Below are 17,349 nucleotides of genomic sequence, written 5' to 3'. Positions count from 1 at the left end.
GAAGGTCGAGGCGGGGGACCGTGGGCCGCTGGCTGGCGCCGCGGAACCCTTCTGTGTTCATGCCGAGCGTGAGGATGCGGACAGGTTGAGCTTGCTGTTGCGGTAGCCGTAGGTGAAGTAGATCACCTGGCCCAGGATCGTCCACAGCACGAAGATCAGCCAGTGCTCCATGAACGACTGGAAGAACAGGAACAGGCAGGACACCACGCCCAGCGGGCAGATGGCCCAGAAGAACGGCACCCGGAACGGCCGGTGCAGGTCGGGCCGCGTGTAGCGCAACACCAGCACCCCGAGGCAGACCGTTGCGAACGCGATCAGGGTGCCCATCGAGACCAGCTCGCCGAGCACGCTCAGCGGCATGAACCCGGCCAGCAGGCAGGCGGCGACGCCGACGATGATCGTGCCGATGTAGGGGGTGTGGAACTTCGGGTGGACCTTGCCGAACAGCCGCGGCAGCAGGCCGTCGCGCGCCATCGAGTAGAAGATGCGAGGCTGCGCCATCAGCATCACCAGGACCACCGACGACAGGCCGGCGATGGCGCCGATCTCGACCGCGGTCTTGAGCCAGCCGATGTTCGCGCCCGGATCGGCCTTCATCACCTCTTCCAGCGCGGTGGCGACGGGCTTGGCGGTATCCAGCAGCGAGTAGTGGGTCATGCCGGTCAGCACCGCGCACACCGCGATGTAGACCAGCGTGCAGACCGCCAGCGAACCGAGGATGCCGATCGGCATGTCGCGCTGCGGGTTCTTGGCCTCGCCGGCTGCGGTGGAGACCGCATCGAAACCGATGTAGGCGAAGAACACGATGGTCGCCGCGCGCAGCACGCCCTCGGTGCCGAACTGGCCCGGACCGGTGTTCTCCGGAATGAAGGGCGTCCAGTTGGCCGGGTCGACGTACTGGAACCCGAAGCCCAGGAACGCGGCGATCACCGCCACCTTGATCGCCACCACGATCGCATTGGCGAACGCGGACTGGGTGATTCCGACGTAGCACAGTCCGCTGACCGCGGCGACGATCAGGACCGCGGGCAGGTTGATCACGCCTGCCGTCCGCACGAACTCGCCGTTCGTCCAGGTGATGGGCGCGGTAGCGAGTTCGGCGGGGAAGGGAAGCCCGAGCGTGGTGGTCAGGAAGCTCACCAGGTAGCCCGACCAGCCGACCGCCACCGTCGACGAGGCGAACAGGTACTCCAGCACCAGGCACCAGCCGATGAACCAGGCGGTGAACTCCCCCAGCGTGGCGTAGGAATAGGAATAGGCGCTGCCCGATACGGGCATCATCGCCGCGAACTCGGCGTAGCACAGGCCGGCGAAGGCGCACGCCAGGCCCGCGAGCACGAAACTGAGCATGATCGCGGGCCCGGCGTGGTTGGCCGCCGCCTGTCCGGTGAGGACGAAGATGCCTGCGCCGATCACCGCACCCACGCCGAGCAGGACCAGGTGCCGCGCCGTCAGCGTGCGCTTCAGCGTTACTTCGCCCTCGAGGGAGCCCTCGACCGGTTCGCCGGCGTCCACGTGCGGCGCCGGCTCGACCGGCTTGACCCTGAACAGACTCTTCGACATCGATGCTCCCCTGGAAAGTGGACGTAGACCGCGTGGCGCGACGGCGAAGGTTACTGTTGCTACCTTGCCAAACGGTGATGCACTGCACAACCCGGCGCTGGATGCGGGAGAATGACAGGTTTCCCGGACCCGGGCGGAGGACGCGTCCATGCACGATGGCGATCAGGTCGAGGCGCTGGAGGTCGCATTCGCGGCCCACGCCCGGCGCCGGCCAGACCAGGCGGCCGAGGCGGCCGAATTCGCCACACTCCTGCGGGACCCCGTGGACCCGTTCCTGCGCGCGCGCCTGGCGGGACATTTCACCGCCTCGGCCTGGCTGGTGGACCGCTCGCGCACCCGCGTCCTGTTGACCCACCATCGCAAGCTCGGCCTGTGGCTGCAGCCGGGCGGGCACGCCGACGGCGATCGCGACCTGTGCCGGGTGGCCCTGCGCGAGGCGGAAGAGGAATCCGGGCTCGCAGGGCTGCGCGCCGACCCGGAGGTCTTCGACCTGGACCGCCACTGGATTCCCGACCATCGCGACGTGCCCGGCCATTGGCACTACGACGTGCGCTACGTGGTGCATGCGGGCGAGGGCGAACGGTACGTGGTCGGCCCGGAGTCGATCGCACTTGCCTGGCGCGACGTCCGGGAGGTGCGCGACGACGACCGGGCGGACCCGTCCCTGCGGCGCATGGCGCGCCTGTGGCTCTCGCCTTAGCCTCGCAGTGTCCGCGCCCACGGGGCGCGAGGCGAAGCTGCGCCGCACGTCGCGCAGCCGGCGCGATTACGGGTCTTGTTCGTCGCGACGCGGGCACATGATCGCCACGCCGGCGTGCGCCTCGGTTCAGCGCCGCGCGGCCACCTCGTCGACGTGGCGCAGCAGGTCCGCCGGGTCGTCGTAGACGCGGAACGCGCCGGAACGTTCCAGTTCCTCGCGGCCGTAGCCGCCCGAGAGCAGGCCGACGCCGAGCGCGCGGGCGCGCTGCGCGGCGAGCATGTCCCAGATGCTGTCTCCGATCACCAGGGAGTGCTCGATGTCGACCCCGAGCCGGTCGGCGGCGGCGAGGAACAGGTCGGGGTCGGGCTTGGCGTAACGCACCTGGTCGCGGGTGACCACCGGGACCTGCGCCGGATCGACGCCCAGCGCGGCGATGTTCGGCGCCGCGGTTTCCATCCGGCCGCTGGTCGCGATCGCCCAGGGGATGCCCTCGGCGGTGAGGAACGCCAGCAACTCGCGTGCCCCCGGCAGCGGCCGGATCGCACCGGCGGCCGCCTGGCGGTTGTAGGCCTCGGCGTGCCATCCGCGCAGGCGTTCCAGGCGCTCGTCGGTGATGTCCAGCCCGGTCTCGCGCAGCAGGATGTTGGTGAACAGGCCGCCGCTCATGCCGATCTTGCGGTGGATGCGCCACACCGACAGGTCGACGCCCTCGCGGTCGAGGGCCTCCTTCCACGCCAGCACGTGCTGGTAGACGCTGTCGACGAGGGTGCCGTCGAGATCGAACAGGAAGGCGGTGGAGCTGCGCGGCATGACGGTGTCCTCTCGGTCGTAGGCGTCATGGTGCGCCGGTTGTCGTCCCGGCAATGCGACGACGCATCAGGGTCGTTCCGAACGCAGCGGGAAGCGCCTCACGACGGCGAAGGCGGTCGATCCGTCCTTGCCGGCGGATCACGGGATTCCTCACTGCGTTCGGAATGACAGGAATTTCGGAATGACAGGAATTTCGAAATGGCGGGAATTTCGGAATGGCGGGGATGAGGCCTCAGTACAGGACCCGGGTGCGCAGCGTGCCTTCGATCTCGTTCAGGGCCGCACGCAACCGGGAGGTGATTTCCGGCGTGGAAGCGATGTCGATCACCACGTAGCCGACCTTGGCGTCGGTGCGCAGGAACTGGCCGTCGATGTTCACGCCCTCGCGCGAGAACAGTTCGTTGATCCGCGACAGCACGCCCGGCACGTTGCGGTGGATGTGCAGGATGCGATGGCTGCCGGCGTGCTCGGGCAGGGTGACCTCGGGGAAGTTGACCGCCGACAGGGTGCTGCCGTTGTCGCTGTAGCGCACCAGCTTGGCCGCCACCTCGGTGCCGATGTTGTCCTGCGCCTCCAGCGTGCTGCCGCCGACGTGCGGGGTCAGGATCACGTTGTCGAACTTCACCAGCGGCGATTCGAAGCGGTCGTCGTTGCCCTTGGGCTCGACCGGGAACACGTCCACCGCGGCGCCGCCGACGTGGCCCGACTCCAGGGCCGCGGCCAGCGCGTCGATGTCAACAACGGTGCCGCGCGAGGCGTTGATCAGGTGCGCGCCCGGCTTCATGCGCGCGATCTGCGCGGCGCCGAACATCATCTGGGTGGCGGGAGTTTCCGGCACGTGCAGGGTGACCACGTCCGATCGCTCCAGCAGTTCGTCCAGCCCCGCGGCCGCGCGCGCGTTGCCGAGCGACAGCTTGGCCTCGATGTCGTGGAACAGCACCTGCATCCCCAGCGATTCGGCCAGCAGGCCGACCTGGGTGCCGATGTGGCCGTAGCCGACGATGCCCAGGGTCTTGCCGCGCACCTCATGGCTGCCCAGCGCCGACTTGCTCCAGCCGCCGCGATGGCATTCGGCGTTCCTGCGCGGGATGCCGCGCATCAGCATGATCGCCTCGGCCACCACCAGTTCGGCGACGCTGCGGGTGTTGGAGTAGGGCGCGTTGAACACCGGGATGCCGGCGAGCTCGGCCGCATCCAGGTCGACCTGGTTGGTGCCGATGCAGAAGCAGCCGATCGTGAGCAGCTTGCGCGCCTCGGCCAGCACCTCGGCGGTGAGCTGCGTGCGCGAGCGGATGCCGACGATGTGCGCGCCGGCGATCTTCTGCTTCAGCTCGTCGCCGGCCAGCGACCTGGGCAGCACTTCCACCTGCTCGTAGCCCGCGGCCCGGAACACCTCGACCGCGCTCCTGCTGATGCCTTCGAACAGCACCACGCGGATGTCCTGCTTGGGGAACGAGGTCTTCAGGGGCGTCATGCGCGTGGTGTCCGTCAGCGTCGGGGCGAGCGAAGCATTATCCCAGATGCACCGCGCCTTTTCCGCGCTGCAGCAGGTGCGTTTGCCCCCTTGCGCGGAACAGCGGTGGCGACGCGGCGCAACAGTGGGCTTGACGGTTCGTTGCGAAGGTAACGAACCGGACGCGCGCTGGCCGCGCCTGCGCGCTGGACGCCCCCGGCCGTCGCTGGCACGCTGGCGCTCCCTTCTTCGCCTCCTGTCGATGATGACCGATCCGCGCCTGGCCGTGCTCTCGCAATCGCTGCCGCAGTTGCGCCTGCTCACCGATGCCGCTGACCTGGAACACTACGGGCGCGACTGGACCCGGCGCTGGACACCCGCGCCGCTGGCGATCGCGCTGCCGTCGACGGTGGAAGAGGTACAGGCGATCGTGCGCTGGGCGCGCGAGTCCGGCGTGGCGATCGTGCCGTCGGGCGGCCGCACCGGCCTGTCCGGTGGCGCGGTGGCGGCCAACGGCGAACTGGTGCTCAGCCTCGAGCGCATGAACCGGGCGCTGGGCTTCGATCCGGTCGACCGCACGCTCACGGTCCAGGCCGGCATGCCGCTGCAGGCCGTGCACGACGCGGCGGGGGAGCATGGGCTGGTGTACCCGGTGGATTTCGCCGCGCGCGGCTCGTGCACCATCGGCGGCAACATCGCCACCAATGCCGGCGGCATCCGCGTGATCCGCTACGGCAATACCCGCGAATGGGTGGCGGGCCTGAAGCTGGTCGACGGACGCGGCGAACTGCTCGACCTCGGCCGAGGCCTGGTCAAGAACTCCAGTGGCTACGACCTGCGGCACCTCGCCGTGGCCTCGGAAGGCACGCTCGGCATCATCGTCGAAGCGACGCTTCGGCTCACCGATCCGCCGCCGCCGACCAGCGTGATGCTGCTGGCGCTGCCGGATTTCGACGCGTTGATGCGGGTGTTCGAGACCCTGCGCTCGAAACTGCGGCTCGAGGCCTTCGAGTTCTTCACCGACCGCGCCCTGCACCACGTGCTGGCCCATGGCGCGCAGAAGCCGTTCGACGAGGTGCACGCCTATTACGTGGTGGTCGAGTTCGCGGCCGGCGAGGCGGAGCAGGTGGCCGCGCTGTCGGCGTTCGAACAGTGCCTCGGCGAGGGCTGGGTGCTGGACGGCGTGATCAGCCAGAGCGATGCCCAGGCCGCGCAGCTGTGGCGGCTGCGCGAGGGCATCACCGAGGCGCTGGCGCAGTACGTGCCCTACAAGAACGACGTCTCGGTGCGGATCTCGGCGATGCCGGCCTTCCTCGCCGAGACCCGGGCGCTGCTGGGGCGCGAGTACCCGCATTTCGACGTGGTCTGGTTCGGCCATATCGGCGACGGCAACCTGCACATCAACGTGCTCAAGCCCGAGGCGATGGCGCAGGCGGATTTCGTGGCCGAGTGCGAGCGTGTGACGAAGCTGCTGGCCGGTGCCCTGCAGCGCCATGGCGGCAGCATTTCCGCCGAGCACGGCATCGGCCTGGTCAAGAAGCCCTACCTGGCCTCGACCCGCAGCGAAGCGGAAATCGCGCTGATGCGCGGCATCCGCCGGGTGCTCGATCCCGACGGGTTGATGAATCCCGGCAAGCTGTTCGACGAGCCGTGATCCGGGACGCCGAGTCGCTGGCGGCGTTCGCGCGCGGGATCTTCGAGGCCCAGGCGTTCAGCCGCCTGCTCGGCGCCACCCTGGTTCGGGCTTCGGCCGAAGACACCGAGATCCGGCTGCCGCTGCGCGACGAGCTGTTGCAGCAGCATGGCTTCGCCCACGGGGGTGTGCTGGCCTATCTGGCGGACAACGCCATCACCTTCGCCGGGGGCATGGCGCTCGGCGGCAATGCGCTGACCTCCGAGTTCAAGATCAACTACCTGCGGCCGGCGACCGGCGAAGCGCTGGTTGCGCGCGCCTTCGCGGTGTCGGCCGGGCGGCGGCAGGCGGTCTGCCGCTGCGAGATCCATGCGCTTCGTGCGCAGGCGCAGGCGCTGTGCGCGATCGCCCAGGGGACGGTGGTGCCGGCGACGGCCGAGGCCCGACCGGAAGCGTGACCGGTGGCATGGCCGGCGCATGGCCCCGCTGGCATTCAGCTGCAGTGCGGGACATCGCGATATCCTGCGCGCCGGACCCGGCTGCAGAGGCGAACCTGATGATGCGAGCGTTGTTTTCGGTGCTGTGGCTGATGCTGCTTGCCGCGCCGGCGTATGCCGGCAGTTTCGCCGGCACCTCGGGCGGCGCCTCGTCGGCAGGCTCGTCGGCTTCGTCCGGCAGCACGTCGGGCGACGACAAGCTCGTGCTCGAGGCCCGCGACGACGCGGCGATGTTCGTCGCCAGCGACGGTGCGATCCGCGGCGTGAGGCTCGAGTCGGCGTTGCGCCACCTGCGCGAGCGCGACCCCGGCAGCCGCGAGACCAGCGACCTGCAGCTCGCGCTGGCGATCCTCGCCCGCTGATCGCCTTTTCCGTGCGAGGCCTGGCCCGCCCGTGCCTGCTGGCGGGCCTGCTGGCCTGCGCCGCACAGGCACAGGCTTCCCTGCGGCTCGAGATCGATCCTGCCGGGCTCTCCCCGGATCAGACAGCGGCGACGCGGGCGCTGGTCGACCAGGCGCTCGGGGCGCTGCCAGCCGCGTTCCGCGAACGCCTCGACCGCACCGTCGTGCTGCGCTGGCGCGACGACCTCCCGCGGCAGGTGCATGGACGCACGCGCAATGGCCGTGTCGACCTGCGGCGATCGCTGCTCGACGACTGGATGTCGCGCGATGTTCGCGCGGGGCATGCGGATCCGTCGGCGCGCGCCGCGCTGGCGGCGATCCTGCACGAGCTCGCCCACGTCTACGACCGTTCCCCGCGCGGCGGCCTGTCGCGCGATGCGCGCCTGCTCGATCTCGCCGGCTGGCCGGTACGACCGCTGCGCCTGGGCCTGCGCGTCTCGCGCAACGACATGCGCGACCGCAGTCCCGACGCCTATGAACTGCATTCGCCGGCCGAATTCGTCGCGGTGAACCTCGAGCACTTCCTGCTCGATCCCGGATACGCCTGTCGACGACCCGCGCTGCACCGGTACTTCGCGTCGCATTTCGCTACCGGCGCGAAGGCCGCGGCGGAGGACTGTGCGCAGGCGCTGCCGTTCGTCGCGGCGGCCGACGATGCCGCCGCATTGCGCATGCTCGACATCGATCCGGCGCGTATCCAGTCCGTTGACTACCTGTTCGCGGAAGCCAACGAACGTCCGATGAGCCGCTGGGGTCACAGCATGCTGCGGCTGGTGGTGTGCGCGCCCGGACGGGCGCGGGGACCGGCTTGCCGGTTCGACCTGCAGCACCACGTCGTGCTCTCGTTCCGCGCCTTCGTCGACGACGTGCAGATCTCCAGCTGGCGCGGGCTGACCGGTTCCTATCCCTCGCGGCTGTTCGTGCTGCCGCTGGGACAGGTGGTCGACGAGTACACGAAGGTCGAGCTGCGCGGGTTGCGGTCGATTCCGCTGCGGTTGGACGAGGCCGAGATCGCCGGCCTGCTCGGACGCGCCGCGCAGGTGCACTGGAGCTACGACGGGCGCTACTACTTCGTCGGCAACAACTGCGCGGTCGAGACCTGGAAGCTGCTCAACGACGGAGTGCCGCGCCTGGCGCGGGCGCCGCTCCGCAGCATCACGCCCACCGGACTGCTGCGGCGCCTGCAGCGCGAGGGCATCGCCGACGCCTCGGTGCTGGACGATCCCGCGGCGGCGCTGCGCGACGGCTACCGATTCGAGTCGCTGGCAGGATATTTCGCCGGCCTGTTCGCCATTGCCGACGCGCGGCTGGACCTGCCGGTGGACGATGCGCAGGCGTGGTTCGCGCTGGACCCGGCGACGCGTACGGCCTGGCTCGAACGCGGCGACCTGCGCGCCTCCGCGGCGTTGCTGGTGCTGGAGCAGGCGGCGCTGCGGCGCGAGCAGGCGCAGGCGCGCGAGGCCCTGAAGCAGCGCTTCCTGCGTGGCGATGAAGACCTGTCCGGCGCTGCCGACGCCTTGCGCGAATTGCTGGCCGATGGCGCCTACGCCGGCCGTCCGTCGGCCCTGTTGCCGGACGGCTACGGGCTTCCGCAAGGCGGGGAGCGCAAGGGGCTGGCCGTCGCGGTGGCGCAGGACGACGCCAGGTTGCGCGGCTTGCGCGACGGCCTGCACGCGCGCGCGCACCAGTGGCTGCCGGAGACGCAGCGCGGCAGGCTGGAGCGGGTCGAGGCGAACCTCGTGCTGGCCGGCGACCATCTGCGCCGGCTGGCGGAGGCCGCGTCTCCGTAGCCCGCCGCGCCGCGGAGCGGCGATGTGCCTCGGCGGCGACGCAGCGACGCCGCGATCGATCAGTCCGCGCGGCCCCCGAACTCGCCGGTGGTGGTGTTCACCAGCACGCGTTCGCCGGTGACGATGTACTCCGGCACCATGATCTCCAGGCCGGTGTTGAGCGTCGCCGGCTTGGGCCGCTTGGTCGCGGTGCCGCCCTTGAGTTCCGGCGGCGTCTCGACCACTTCCAGGGTCACGTGCTGCGGCAGCTGCAGCGCGACCGGCTGCTCGTCGATGATCTGCACGTAGCTGCCGCTGAGCCCGTCGGTGATGTAGCCGGCATCGTCGCCGATGACATCGGCGTCGAGCGTGTAGGGCGTGTAGTCCTCGTCGTCGAGGAATACGAAGGCCTCGCCATCCTTGTACGAGAACGTCGCCTGCCGGCGCTGCAACTCGACTTCGGTCAGGCTGTCGTCGCCGTCGAAGCTGGCGTCGAGCTTGTTGCCGCCCGGCACGCTGTACATGATGAAGCGGAAGCGCACGTTGCCGCCGCGCCCCTGCGGCGAACTGCGCTCGATGTCGCGCACCTGGTAGACGGTGCCGTTGTGTTCGACGACGTTGCCCTTCTTGATGTCGTAGGCTTTCATTGGAAGGTTGGGATTGGGGATTGGGATTGGGGATTGGGATTGGGGGATGAGAGAGGGGGACGTTGTCATTCCGAGCGTAGCGAGGAATCTGCAAACCGTCGCGCGAATTCCGTCAGATCTTCTGCACGCGCGTCGATGCGGTGCGAGATCCCTCGCTGCGCTCGGGATGACAGTCTGTATCGGCAGATCCCTCGCTGCGCTTCGGGATGACCGCCTGCGGTGCGAGATCCCTCGCTGTGCTCGGGATGACCGCCTGCGGCGGTCACTTCGGTGCCAGCCGTACCGCGCCGTCTAGGCGGATGGTCTCGCCGTTGAGGTAGCGGTTGCCGACGATGTAGGCGACCAGGTCGGCGAATTCCCCGGGCCGGCCCAGGCGCGAGGGGAAGGGGATCGAAGCCGAGAGCGACTGCTGCACCTCCTCCGGCATGCCGTCGACCATCGGCGTCCAGAAGATACCCGGGGCGATGGTGTTGACACGGATGCCGAAGCGCGCCAGTTCGCGCGCCATCGGCAGGGTCATGCCGACCACGCCGCCCTTGGACGCGGAATACGCCGCCTGGCCGATCTGGCCCTCGTAGGCGGCCACCGAAGCGGTGTTGACGATCACCCCGCGTTCGCCGTCGTCGCCGGCCTCGTTGTGCTGCATGGCCGCGGCCGCGGCCTTGGCCAGGTTGAAGCTGCCGACCAGGTTGACCATCACCGTGTTGGAGAACTGCTGCAGCGGCATCGGCGCCTCGCGGCCGAGCACGCGGCCGGCGCCGAGGATGCCGGCGCAGTTCACCGCCACGTTCAACCCGCCGAGGAACTCCTTCGCCTCGGCCACGCTCGCGACCACGCCGTCCTCGCTGGTGACATCGGTGCGGAAGTAGCGCGCGTTGGCCGCGCCGAACTTCGCCACCGCGGCGGCGCCCTTGTCGTCGTTGACGTCGAACAACGCGACCTTGCCGCCATCGGCGAGGATGCGCTGCGCCACGGCCAGGCCGAGGCCGGAGACGCCGCCGCTGACGACGGCGCGGACGGATGCGGATTGCATGGGCGGGTTCCCGCGTCGGAAAGCGCGCATTTTAACGCGCCTTCCGCGGTGGCGATGGATGCGGACCTGGCCCCGGGGTCGACCGCACCGCGAGCCCGACCGTTGCAGGCGACGTGCGACGCTGGAGCCAGCAGCCCGGGCAGGCGGTCAGCGCTGCGGGGCGAGGCGACGCGCGAACTCGTCCGGTGGCAGCCCCGGCGCGAACAGGAAGCCCTGGCCCACCGGCACGCCCAGTTCCAGCATGAAGCGGCGCTGCGCCTCCGATTCGATGCCCTCGGCCACCAGGCCGAGGCCCAGGCTGCGGGCGATGCCGGCCACCGCCTGGCAGACCGCCACGTCGGAATGGTTGCCGGGCACGCCCTCGACGAACAGCTGGCTGAGCTTGAGCCCGTGGATCGGCAGCCGACGCAGGTAGTTGAGCGCGCTGTAACCCTCGCCGAAGTCGTCGATGGTCAGGATCATGCCCATCTCGCGCAGCGCGGCGAAGGTGCGCAGGGTGTCGGGCGCATCCTCGATCAGCACCCGCTCGGTGAACTCGAGCTCCAGCGCCGATCCCGGCAGGCGGTGTTCTTCGAGGGCCTTGCGGATGGTCTCCGCCAGGTCCTCGACCAGGAACTGGCGATAGGACACGTTCACCGCGACGCGGATGATGCCCAGGCCCGCGTCGCGCCACTCCGCCACCTGGCGGCAGGCTTCGCGCAGGACCCATCCGCCGATGCGGACGATGTCGCCGGTGGTTTCGGCGTGGCCGATGAAATGGTCGGGCCGCATCTCGCCGAGCTGGTGGTTCTGCCAGCGGATCAGCGCCTCGGCGGCCACCGTGGCGCCGTCGCGCAGGTCGACCTGCGGCTGGTAGACGAGCCGGAACTCGTCGTTGTCGGCCGCGCGGCGCAGGTGGTTCTCCATGCGCAGCCGGTTTTCCTGCGACTGCGCCAGTTCCGGCGTGAACGCCTGGCGGCCGTTGAGGATCCGGCGCTTGCTGTCGTACATCGCCGCATCGGCGTTCTGGATCAGCACCTGCGGCCGGTCGCCGTCTCGCGGCGAGCGCGCGATGCCGATGCTGGCGGTGATCGCGAACTCCTCCTTCTCGAAACGGAAACTCTCGGAGAACGCTTCGAGGATCGCGTCGGCGATGCGCTCGGGACGCGCCTCGTCGTCGCGGGTGTTGCAGGCGACGAGGAACTCGTCGCCGCCGAAGCGGGCGACCAGGCCCTCGGTGCCGGCGGCGCGCGCGATGCGGCGGGCGGCGGCATTGAGCAGGTCGTCGCCGGCGGCATGCCCGAGCACGTCGTTGACCATCTTGAAGCGGTCCAGGTCGATGTACAGCACGGCGATCCCGCCGTGCAGCGCGTCGCGCATCCGGGTCTCGAGCTCGTACAGCATCGCGTCGCGGTTGAGCAGGCCGGTGAGCGGATCGGTGCGCGCGCGCACGCGCAGGGTCTCCTGCTCCTGCTTGCGCTCGGTGATGTCCTGCAGGGTACCGGTGATGCTGGTGCCCTCGCTGCGGTTGATCTCGGCCTCGCCGATGATCCGCAGCCACAGCGGGTTGCCGTCGACCCGGGTTCCCTGCACCTCGAGATCGATCGGGCGGTTGCCCGAAATCGCCTGTTCCAGCGCCGTCTCGAGGCGGATGCGGTCGTCGCGCACGAGCGCCGACAGCAGGTCGCCGACCGACCGCATCGTGCGTCCTCCGAGGATCCGCAGCGCCTCGTCGGTCATGTACAGCGCGTCGCGGTCGACTTCCCATTCCCAGCCGCCGATGTGGGCCAGCGACTGGGCCCGGTCGAACAGCGCGCTGTCGCGCTTGAGCTGGGTGACGTCGCTGAAGAACGACAGCACCTGCACCGGCTTGCGCCCGCCCGGCGCGAACAGCGGCACGCTGCTCACCGACAGCCAGCGCAGGCGCCGTTCCGGCCGGTGGTAGAGCCCGAGCACGCGGCTTTCCGTGGCCTTTCCGGTGCGTAGCGTGTCCGCCGGCGGCAGGTCCTCGACCGTGATCGGCCGGCCGCCTTCGTCGACCATCGCCCAGTCGCCGGCGCGCAGGTAGTCCTGGAAATCGTGGTGTTCGTCGGCGCCGAGGATGCGCATCGCCGCGGCATTGGCCTGGACCAGCCGGCCGCGATCGTCGAGCACCAGCACGCCCTTGTCGATCACTTCCAGCAGCTGGCCGTAGCGCAGTTCGGCCACGCGCCGCGCGGACAGGTCGCGCGCGACCGCCACCACGCAACGGCGCCCGTCGTGGCTGAAACCGGCCGAATGCACCTCCACCGGGAAGCGGGTGCCGTCGCCGCGCATGTTGGCGACCTCGATCACGTAGGTCTCGCCCCGGTTGAGGGTCTCCAGCACCGGCCGCATGTGGTCCTTGGGCAGGTCGGGATTGAGCACCTCGATCGGCTGGCCGACGATCTCCTCGCGCGGGCGCCGGTACGCCGCGAGCCCGGCCCTGTTGAGATCGAGCACGATGCCGCTCTCGTCGAGGATGCTGACCGGGTCGGGGACCGCGTCGAACAGGGCGTGGTAACGCAGGCGCGCGGCTTCGGCATCGCTGCTGGCGGCGCGCAGGGCGTCGCGCGCCCGGGCGAACAGGTCGCGGGCCGCGGCCGGCAGCGCGAGGTCGCGGCAGGCCGCTTCCAGCGAGGCGACGATCTGCGCCGTCCCGTCGTTGGCGGGGGGCATCGCGGCCTCGTCCGGCAGCGGCCGCGAGGTCATCCGGCCGCCGCCAGGGCCCGCCCGGCCTTGCTGCCGGTTTCGCGACCGAGCATCCCGGAGAGCCAGCGGCCGGTGTCGGCGAGCCGGGGAAGGTCGATGCCGGTGTCGATGCCCATGCCATGGAGCATATACACGACATCCTCGCTCGCGACATTACCGGAGGCGCCGCGTGCGTAGGGGCAGCCGCCGGTGCCGGCGACGGCGCTGTCGACCACCGCGACCCCTTCCTCCAGGCAGGCGAGGATGTTGGCCAGTGCCTGGCCCCAGGTATCGTGGAAGTGCACCGCCAGCGCGCCCATCGGCACGTCCGCGGCGACCGCCCGCAGCATCGCGCGCGCACCGCCGGGCGTGCCGACGCCGATGGTGTCGCCGAGCGAGACCTCGTAGCAGCCCATCGCGTGCAGCGCCTTCGCCACCCGCACCACGTCGGCGAGCGGCACCGCACCCTGGTAGGGACAGCCGAGCACGGTGGAGACGTAGCCGCGCACGCGCACGCCTTCGTCGCGCGCGCGTTCGAGCACCGGCGCGAAGCGCTGCAGCGATTCGTCGATGCCGGCGTTGGTGTTGCGACGATTGAAGGCTTCCGACGCGGCGGTGAACACCGCGACTTCGCTCGCGCCGACGGCACGCGCACGCTCGTAGCCCTGCAGGTTCGGTACCAGTACCGGGTAGGCGATGCCGGGCCGCCGGTCGATGCCGGAGAACACCTCGGCCGCGTCGGCCAGCTGCGGCACCCATTTCGGGCTGACGAAGCTGGTGGCCTCGATGGTCCGCAGGCCGGTCGCCGAAAGCCGGTCGACCAGCTCGATCTTGGCGGCCGTCGGCACCTGCGCCTGCTCGTTCTGCAGACCGTCGCGCGGGCCGACCTCGACGATGCGCACGTGCGCGGGCAGGGCCACCTCAGTCCTCCAGTACGACCAGCACGCTGTCGGCTTCGACGAAATCGCCGGCCGCGGCGCGCAGTTCGCCGACCGTGCCGGCGCGTGGCGCCTTGAGCGCCAGTTCCATCTTCATCGCTTCGATCACCGCCAGTTCCTGTCCCTGCTGCACCCTGTCGCCGGTGGCGACGCGCATCGCGACCACGCGACCGGGCATCGGCGCGCGCACCCGGTCGTCGCCGGCCTCCGGGCCGGATGCCTCGTGGCGGTACATCGCCAGCGGCTGCACGGCGAACCGGCGCACGCCATCGTGCACCTCGACGCGTCCGGAACCCTGCGAGACATGGAAACGAAGTCCCCTGCCGTCAATACGCAGGGAGAGCGCCTGCTCGGACAGGCGCGCGCCCTCGACGTCCGCCAGGCGGCTGCCGTGGGCGATGCGATAACGGCCCCCCGTCCCCTGCGCCAGCAGCTCGATCCGCTCGTCGCGATGCTGGAAGGCCAGCGGCCGCTGCCCGGCGTGGCCGAGGCGCCAGCCGTCGGCGATCGCCCACGGCGAGGTCGGGTCGCCCGACCGCCTGGCGCTTTCGCGCTGATCGTGTTCCTGCCGCAACAGCGCAATGGTCGCGGCCGCCAGCAGCAGGTCCGCGCCATCCGTTTCGTCGGCCGGGGCGCCGATGAACTCGTCCAGGTGCCGGTCGAGGTAGCCGGTGTCGATCCGGCCCTCGACCACCGCCGGGTGACGCACCAGCGCCTCCAGGAAGGGAATATTGGATTTCGGCCCCTCGATCGCGCAGGCCGCCAGCGCCTCGCGCAGGCGGGCGAGTGCGGAGGGCCGGTCGACGTCGTGCACGATCAGCTTGGCGATCATCGGATCGTAGAAGATCGTCACCGTGTCGCCCTCGACCACGCCCGAGTCGATGCGCACCTGCGCGGACGGTGCAGGCAGTTGCAGGCGCTCGAGCCGGCCGGAACCGGGCAGGAAGCCGGCATCCGGATCCTCGGCGTACAGGCGCACCTCGATCGCGTGGCCGCGCTGCGGCACCGCGTCCTGCGCCAGCGGAAGCGGTTCGCCGGCGGCCACCCGCAACTGCCATTCGACCAGGTCCAGGCCCGTGGTCATTTCGGTGACCGGGTGTTCCACCTGCAGGCGGGTGTTGATCTCCATGAAGTAGAAGTGGCCGTCGGGGTCGACGATGAACTCCACGGTGCCCGCGTTCGCATACCCGATCGCGCGCCCGGCGAGCACCGCGGCCTCGCCCATCGCGGCGCGCAGTTCCGGCGTCAGGAAGGGCGAAGGCGATTCCTCGAGCACCTTCTGGTAGCGCCGCTGCGCCGAGCATTCGCGCTCGTTGAGATGGATCACGTTGCCCTGCGAGTCGCCGAACACCTGGATCTCGATGTGGCGCGGCGACTCGATGTAGCGCTCCAGCAGCACCCGGTCGCGGCCGAAGGCATTGGCGGCCTCGCGCTGGCAGCTTTCCAGGTTCGGGATGAACTCGTCCAGCGCGCGCACGATGCGCATGCCCTTGCCGCCGCCGCCGTGCGCGGCCTTGATCATCAGCGGGAAGCCGATGCGCGCGGCCTCGCGCGCGAGCGTGCCGGGCGACTGGTCCTCGCCGGTGTAGCCCGGCACCACCGGCACGCCCGCGGCGTGCATCAGGTCCTTGGCGCCGGCCTTGCTGCCCATCGCCCGCATCGACGACGCCTTCGGGCCGATGAACACCAGGCCCGCGGTCTCCACCGCGTCGGCGAAGTCCGCGTTCTCGCTGAGGAAGCCGTAGCCCGGGTGGATCGCCTGCGCGCCGCTGCGGTGCGCCACTTCGAGGATCGCATCGCCGCGCAGGTAGCTCTCGGCCGGCCGTGGCCCGCCGATCGGCCAGGCCTCGTCGGCGAGGCGCACGTGCTGGGCGTCGGCATCGGCTTCGGAGAACACGGCCACGGTGCGCACGCCCAGCCGGCGCGCGGTGCGGATCACGCGGCAGGCGATTTCGCCGCGGTTGGCGATGAGGATCTTCGAAAACATCAGCGGGGTCCTCGTTCCAGCGGGTTCGGACCGGGGCGTCATTCCGGACGGTGGCACACGGCCTCGATGTTGTGTCCGTCCGGATCCAGCACGAACGCGCCGTAATAGTGTTCATGGTAGTGCGGGCGCAGGCCCGGTGCGCCGTTGTCCCGGCCGCCGGCGGCGAGCGCGGCGGCGTGGAAGGCATCCACCTGCGCACGACTGTCGGCGCGGAAGGCGACATGGGTGTGCACGCCGGGCGCGCCGTCGTCGCCGAACCAGAAGAACGGCTCTTCGCCGCTGCCGAAACCGGCGGCGCCGTTGCCTCCGGTCGCCTCCGGCGTCATTTCCATCAGCAGCACGATGCCGAGTGGCGCCAGCGCCTGGCGATAGAACGCCAGGCTGCGGGCATAGTCGGACACGGGGACACCGACGTGGTCGAGCATGGTCAGGCCTCAGGACGTCCAGCGCGCGGGGCGCTTGTCGAGGAAGGCGGACAGGCCTTCCTGTCCCTCCGGGGAAACGCGCAGTTTCGCGATCAGTGTGGCGTTGGCGGCATCGAGCGCATCGCGGTCGCCGCCCGCCAGCACATCGCGCACCAGCGACTTCGCAGCGGCCGCAGCCAGCGGCCCGGCCTTGAGCAGCAGCGAGACCTGGCGCTCAACCGCCGCGTCCAGCGCATCGGCTTCGACCACCGCGTGCAGCAGCCCGATCCGCAGCGCCTGGGCCGCGTCGAAGACCTCGGCGGTGGCGAACCAGCGTCGCGCCTGGCGCGGGCCGATTGCGGCGACCACGTAGGGCGAGATCACCGCCGGCAACAGGCCGAGCCGGCTTTCGGTCAGGCCGAACTTCGCTTCCGGCACGCCGATCGCGATGTCGCAGCACGCCACCAGGCCGACCCCGCCGCCGAACGCGGCACCGTGCACGCGGGCGATGGTCGGCTTCGGCAGTTCGTCCAGCGTGCGCATCAGGCGGGCGAGGGCGAGGGCGTCGTCGCGGTTCGCCGCCTCGCTGGCGGCGGCCATGCCGCGCATCCAGTTGAGGTCGGCGCCGGCGGAGAAGGAGGCGCCGGCGCCCTCCAGTACCACCACCCGGATCCGGGCGTCGTCGGCCGCAGCGGCGAGGGCGTCGGTCAGCCGTCCGATCAGATCGGCGTCGAAGGCATTGTGCAGCGCGGGTCGCTCCAGGCACAGACGCAGCACAGCGCCGGTTTGGCGGGTCGACAGCGGTTCCGGCATGGCGTCGGGATCG

The 17,349-nt window shown here is 70.4% G+C and carries 15 protein-coding genes; 5 read left to right on the top strand and 10 right to left on the bottom strand.

Features of this window, described 5'->3' with window-relative positions; all coding sequences use genetic code 11:
- Positions 1-57 precede the first annotated feature (57 nt).
- Positions 58-1,563 carry an amino acid permease gene (locus FZO89_RS01125; RefSeq protein WP_149101541.1) on the bottom strand — a complete coding sequence of 502 codons (1,506 nt, stop codon included), beginning with the start codon at positions 1,561-1,563 and terminating at the stop codon, positions 58-60.
- A gap of 148 nt (positions 1,564-1,711) precedes the next feature.
- Here FZO89_RS01125 and FZO89_RS01120 point away from each other — a divergent pair, with 148 nt between their 5' ends.
- Entirely contained in the window at positions 1,712-2,263 is a 552-nt protein-coding gene (locus tag FZO89_RS01120; protein WP_149101540.1) for an NUDIX hydrolase, read from the top strand.
- A 126-nt stretch (positions 2,264-2,389) separates the two neighbouring features.
- Here FZO89_RS01120 and FZO89_RS01115 read toward each other — a convergent pair whose 3' ends face one another.
- Together FZO89_RS01115 and serA are read right to left on the bottom strand one after the other, a co-directional pair.
- Complete coding sequence (locus tag FZO89_RS01115; RefSeq protein ID WP_149101539.1) at positions 2,390-3,073, bottom strand: HAD family hydrolase; 684 nt, start codon at positions 3,071-3,073, stop codon at positions 2,390-2,392.
- Positions 3,074-3,305: 232 nt separating this feature from the next.
- Positions 3,306-4,547 (bottom strand): phosphoglycerate dehydrogenase, encoded by a 1,242-nt coding sequence (serA, locus tag FZO89_RS01110; protein WP_149101538.1) that lies wholly within the window; start codon positions 4,545-4,547, stop codon positions 3,306-3,308.
- Positions 4,548-4,791: 244 nt separating this feature from the next.
- Here serA and FZO89_RS18620 point away from each other — a divergent pair, with 244 nt between their 5' ends.
- From FZO89_RS18620 to FZO89_RS01090, 4 genes are all read left to right on the top strand, one after another.
- On the top strand, positions 4,792-6,180 hold the full coding sequence (locus FZO89_RS18620; RefSeq protein WP_222928069.1) for an FAD-binding oxidoreductase: 1,389 nt from the start codon (positions 4,792-4,794) through the stop codon (positions 6,178-6,180).
- Positions 6,177-6,617, top strand: a complete 441-nt coding sequence (locus FZO89_RS18615; protein ID WP_222928068.1) for a PaaI family thioesterase — start codon at positions 6,177-6,179, stop codon at positions 6,615-6,617. Before FZO89_RS18620 ends, FZO89_RS18615 begins: the two co-directional genes overlap by 4 nt.
- Before the next feature lie 98 nt (positions 6,618-6,715).
- Positions 6,716-7,018, top strand: a complete 303-nt coding sequence (locus FZO89_RS01095) for a DUF2388 domain-containing protein (RefSeq protein ID WP_187470996.1) — start codon at positions 6,716-6,718, stop codon at positions 7,016-7,018.
- 11 nt (positions 7,019-7,029) lie between these two features.
- On the top strand, positions 7,030-8,847 hold the full coding sequence (locus tag FZO89_RS01090) for a DUF7844 domain-containing protein (RefSeq protein WP_149101536.1): 1,818 nt from the start codon (positions 7,030-7,032) through the stop codon (positions 8,845-8,847).
- 59 nt (positions 8,848-8,906) lie between these two features.
- On the opposite strand, the gene yeiP is transcribed toward FZO89_RS01090, so the two are convergent.
- The 7 genes from yeiP to FZO89_RS01055 all read right to left on the bottom strand — a co-directional run bounded on the left by yeiP (position 8,907) and on the right by FZO89_RS01055 (position 17,336).
- Positions 8,907-9,473: an elongation factor P-like protein YeiP gene (gene yeiP, locus FZO89_RS01085; RefSeq protein WP_149101535.1), complete on the bottom strand. Its 567-nt coding sequence runs from the start codon at positions 9,471-9,473 to the stop codon at positions 8,907-8,909.
- A 262-nt stretch (positions 9,474-9,735) separates the two neighbouring features.
- Entirely contained in the window at positions 9,736-10,506 is a 771-nt protein-coding gene (locus FZO89_RS01080) for an SDR family NAD(P)-dependent oxidoreductase (protein WP_149101534.1), read from the bottom strand.
- A 147-nt stretch (positions 10,507-10,653) separates the two neighbouring features.
- Positions 10,654-13,182 carry a sensor domain-containing protein gene (locus FZO89_RS01075; protein ID WP_262378465.1) on the bottom strand — a complete coding sequence of 843 codons (2,529 nt, stop codon included), beginning with the start codon at positions 13,180-13,182 and terminating at the stop codon, positions 10,654-10,656.
- 29 nt (positions 13,183-13,211) lie between these two features.
- On the bottom strand, positions 13,212-14,108 hold the full coding sequence (locus FZO89_RS01070; RefSeq protein WP_149103969.1) for a hydroxymethylglutaryl-CoA lyase: 897 nt from the start codon (positions 14,106-14,108) through the stop codon (positions 13,212-13,214).
- A gap of 7 nt (positions 14,109-14,115) precedes the next feature.
- Entirely contained in the window at positions 14,116-16,119 is a 2,004-nt protein-coding gene (locus FZO89_RS01065; RefSeq protein ID WP_149101532.1) for an acetyl/propionyl/methylcrotonyl-CoA carboxylase subunit alpha, read from the bottom strand.
- A 38-nt stretch (positions 16,120-16,157) separates the two neighbouring features.
- On the bottom strand, positions 16,158-16,544 hold the full coding sequence (locus FZO89_RS01060; RefSeq protein WP_149101531.1) for a VOC family protein: 387 nt from the start codon (positions 16,542-16,544) through the stop codon (positions 16,158-16,160).
- A 9-nt stretch (positions 16,545-16,553) separates the two neighbouring features.
- Complete coding sequence (locus FZO89_RS01055) at positions 16,554-17,336, bottom strand: enoyl-CoA hydratase-related protein (RefSeq protein WP_149101530.1); 783 nt, start codon at positions 17,334-17,336, stop codon at positions 16,554-16,556.
- Between the last annotated feature and the right edge of the window lie 13 nt (positions 17,337-17,349).

It is taken from the genome of Luteimonas viscosa (genome assembly GCF_008244685.1).
Taxonomy (GTDB): Bacteria; Pseudomonadota; Gammaproteobacteria; order Xanthomonadales; family Xanthomonadaceae; genus Luteimonas; species Luteimonas viscosa.
Note: the sequence above shows the minus strand (reverse complement) of the source record. Positions and strands in the feature narration are given on the sequence as shown.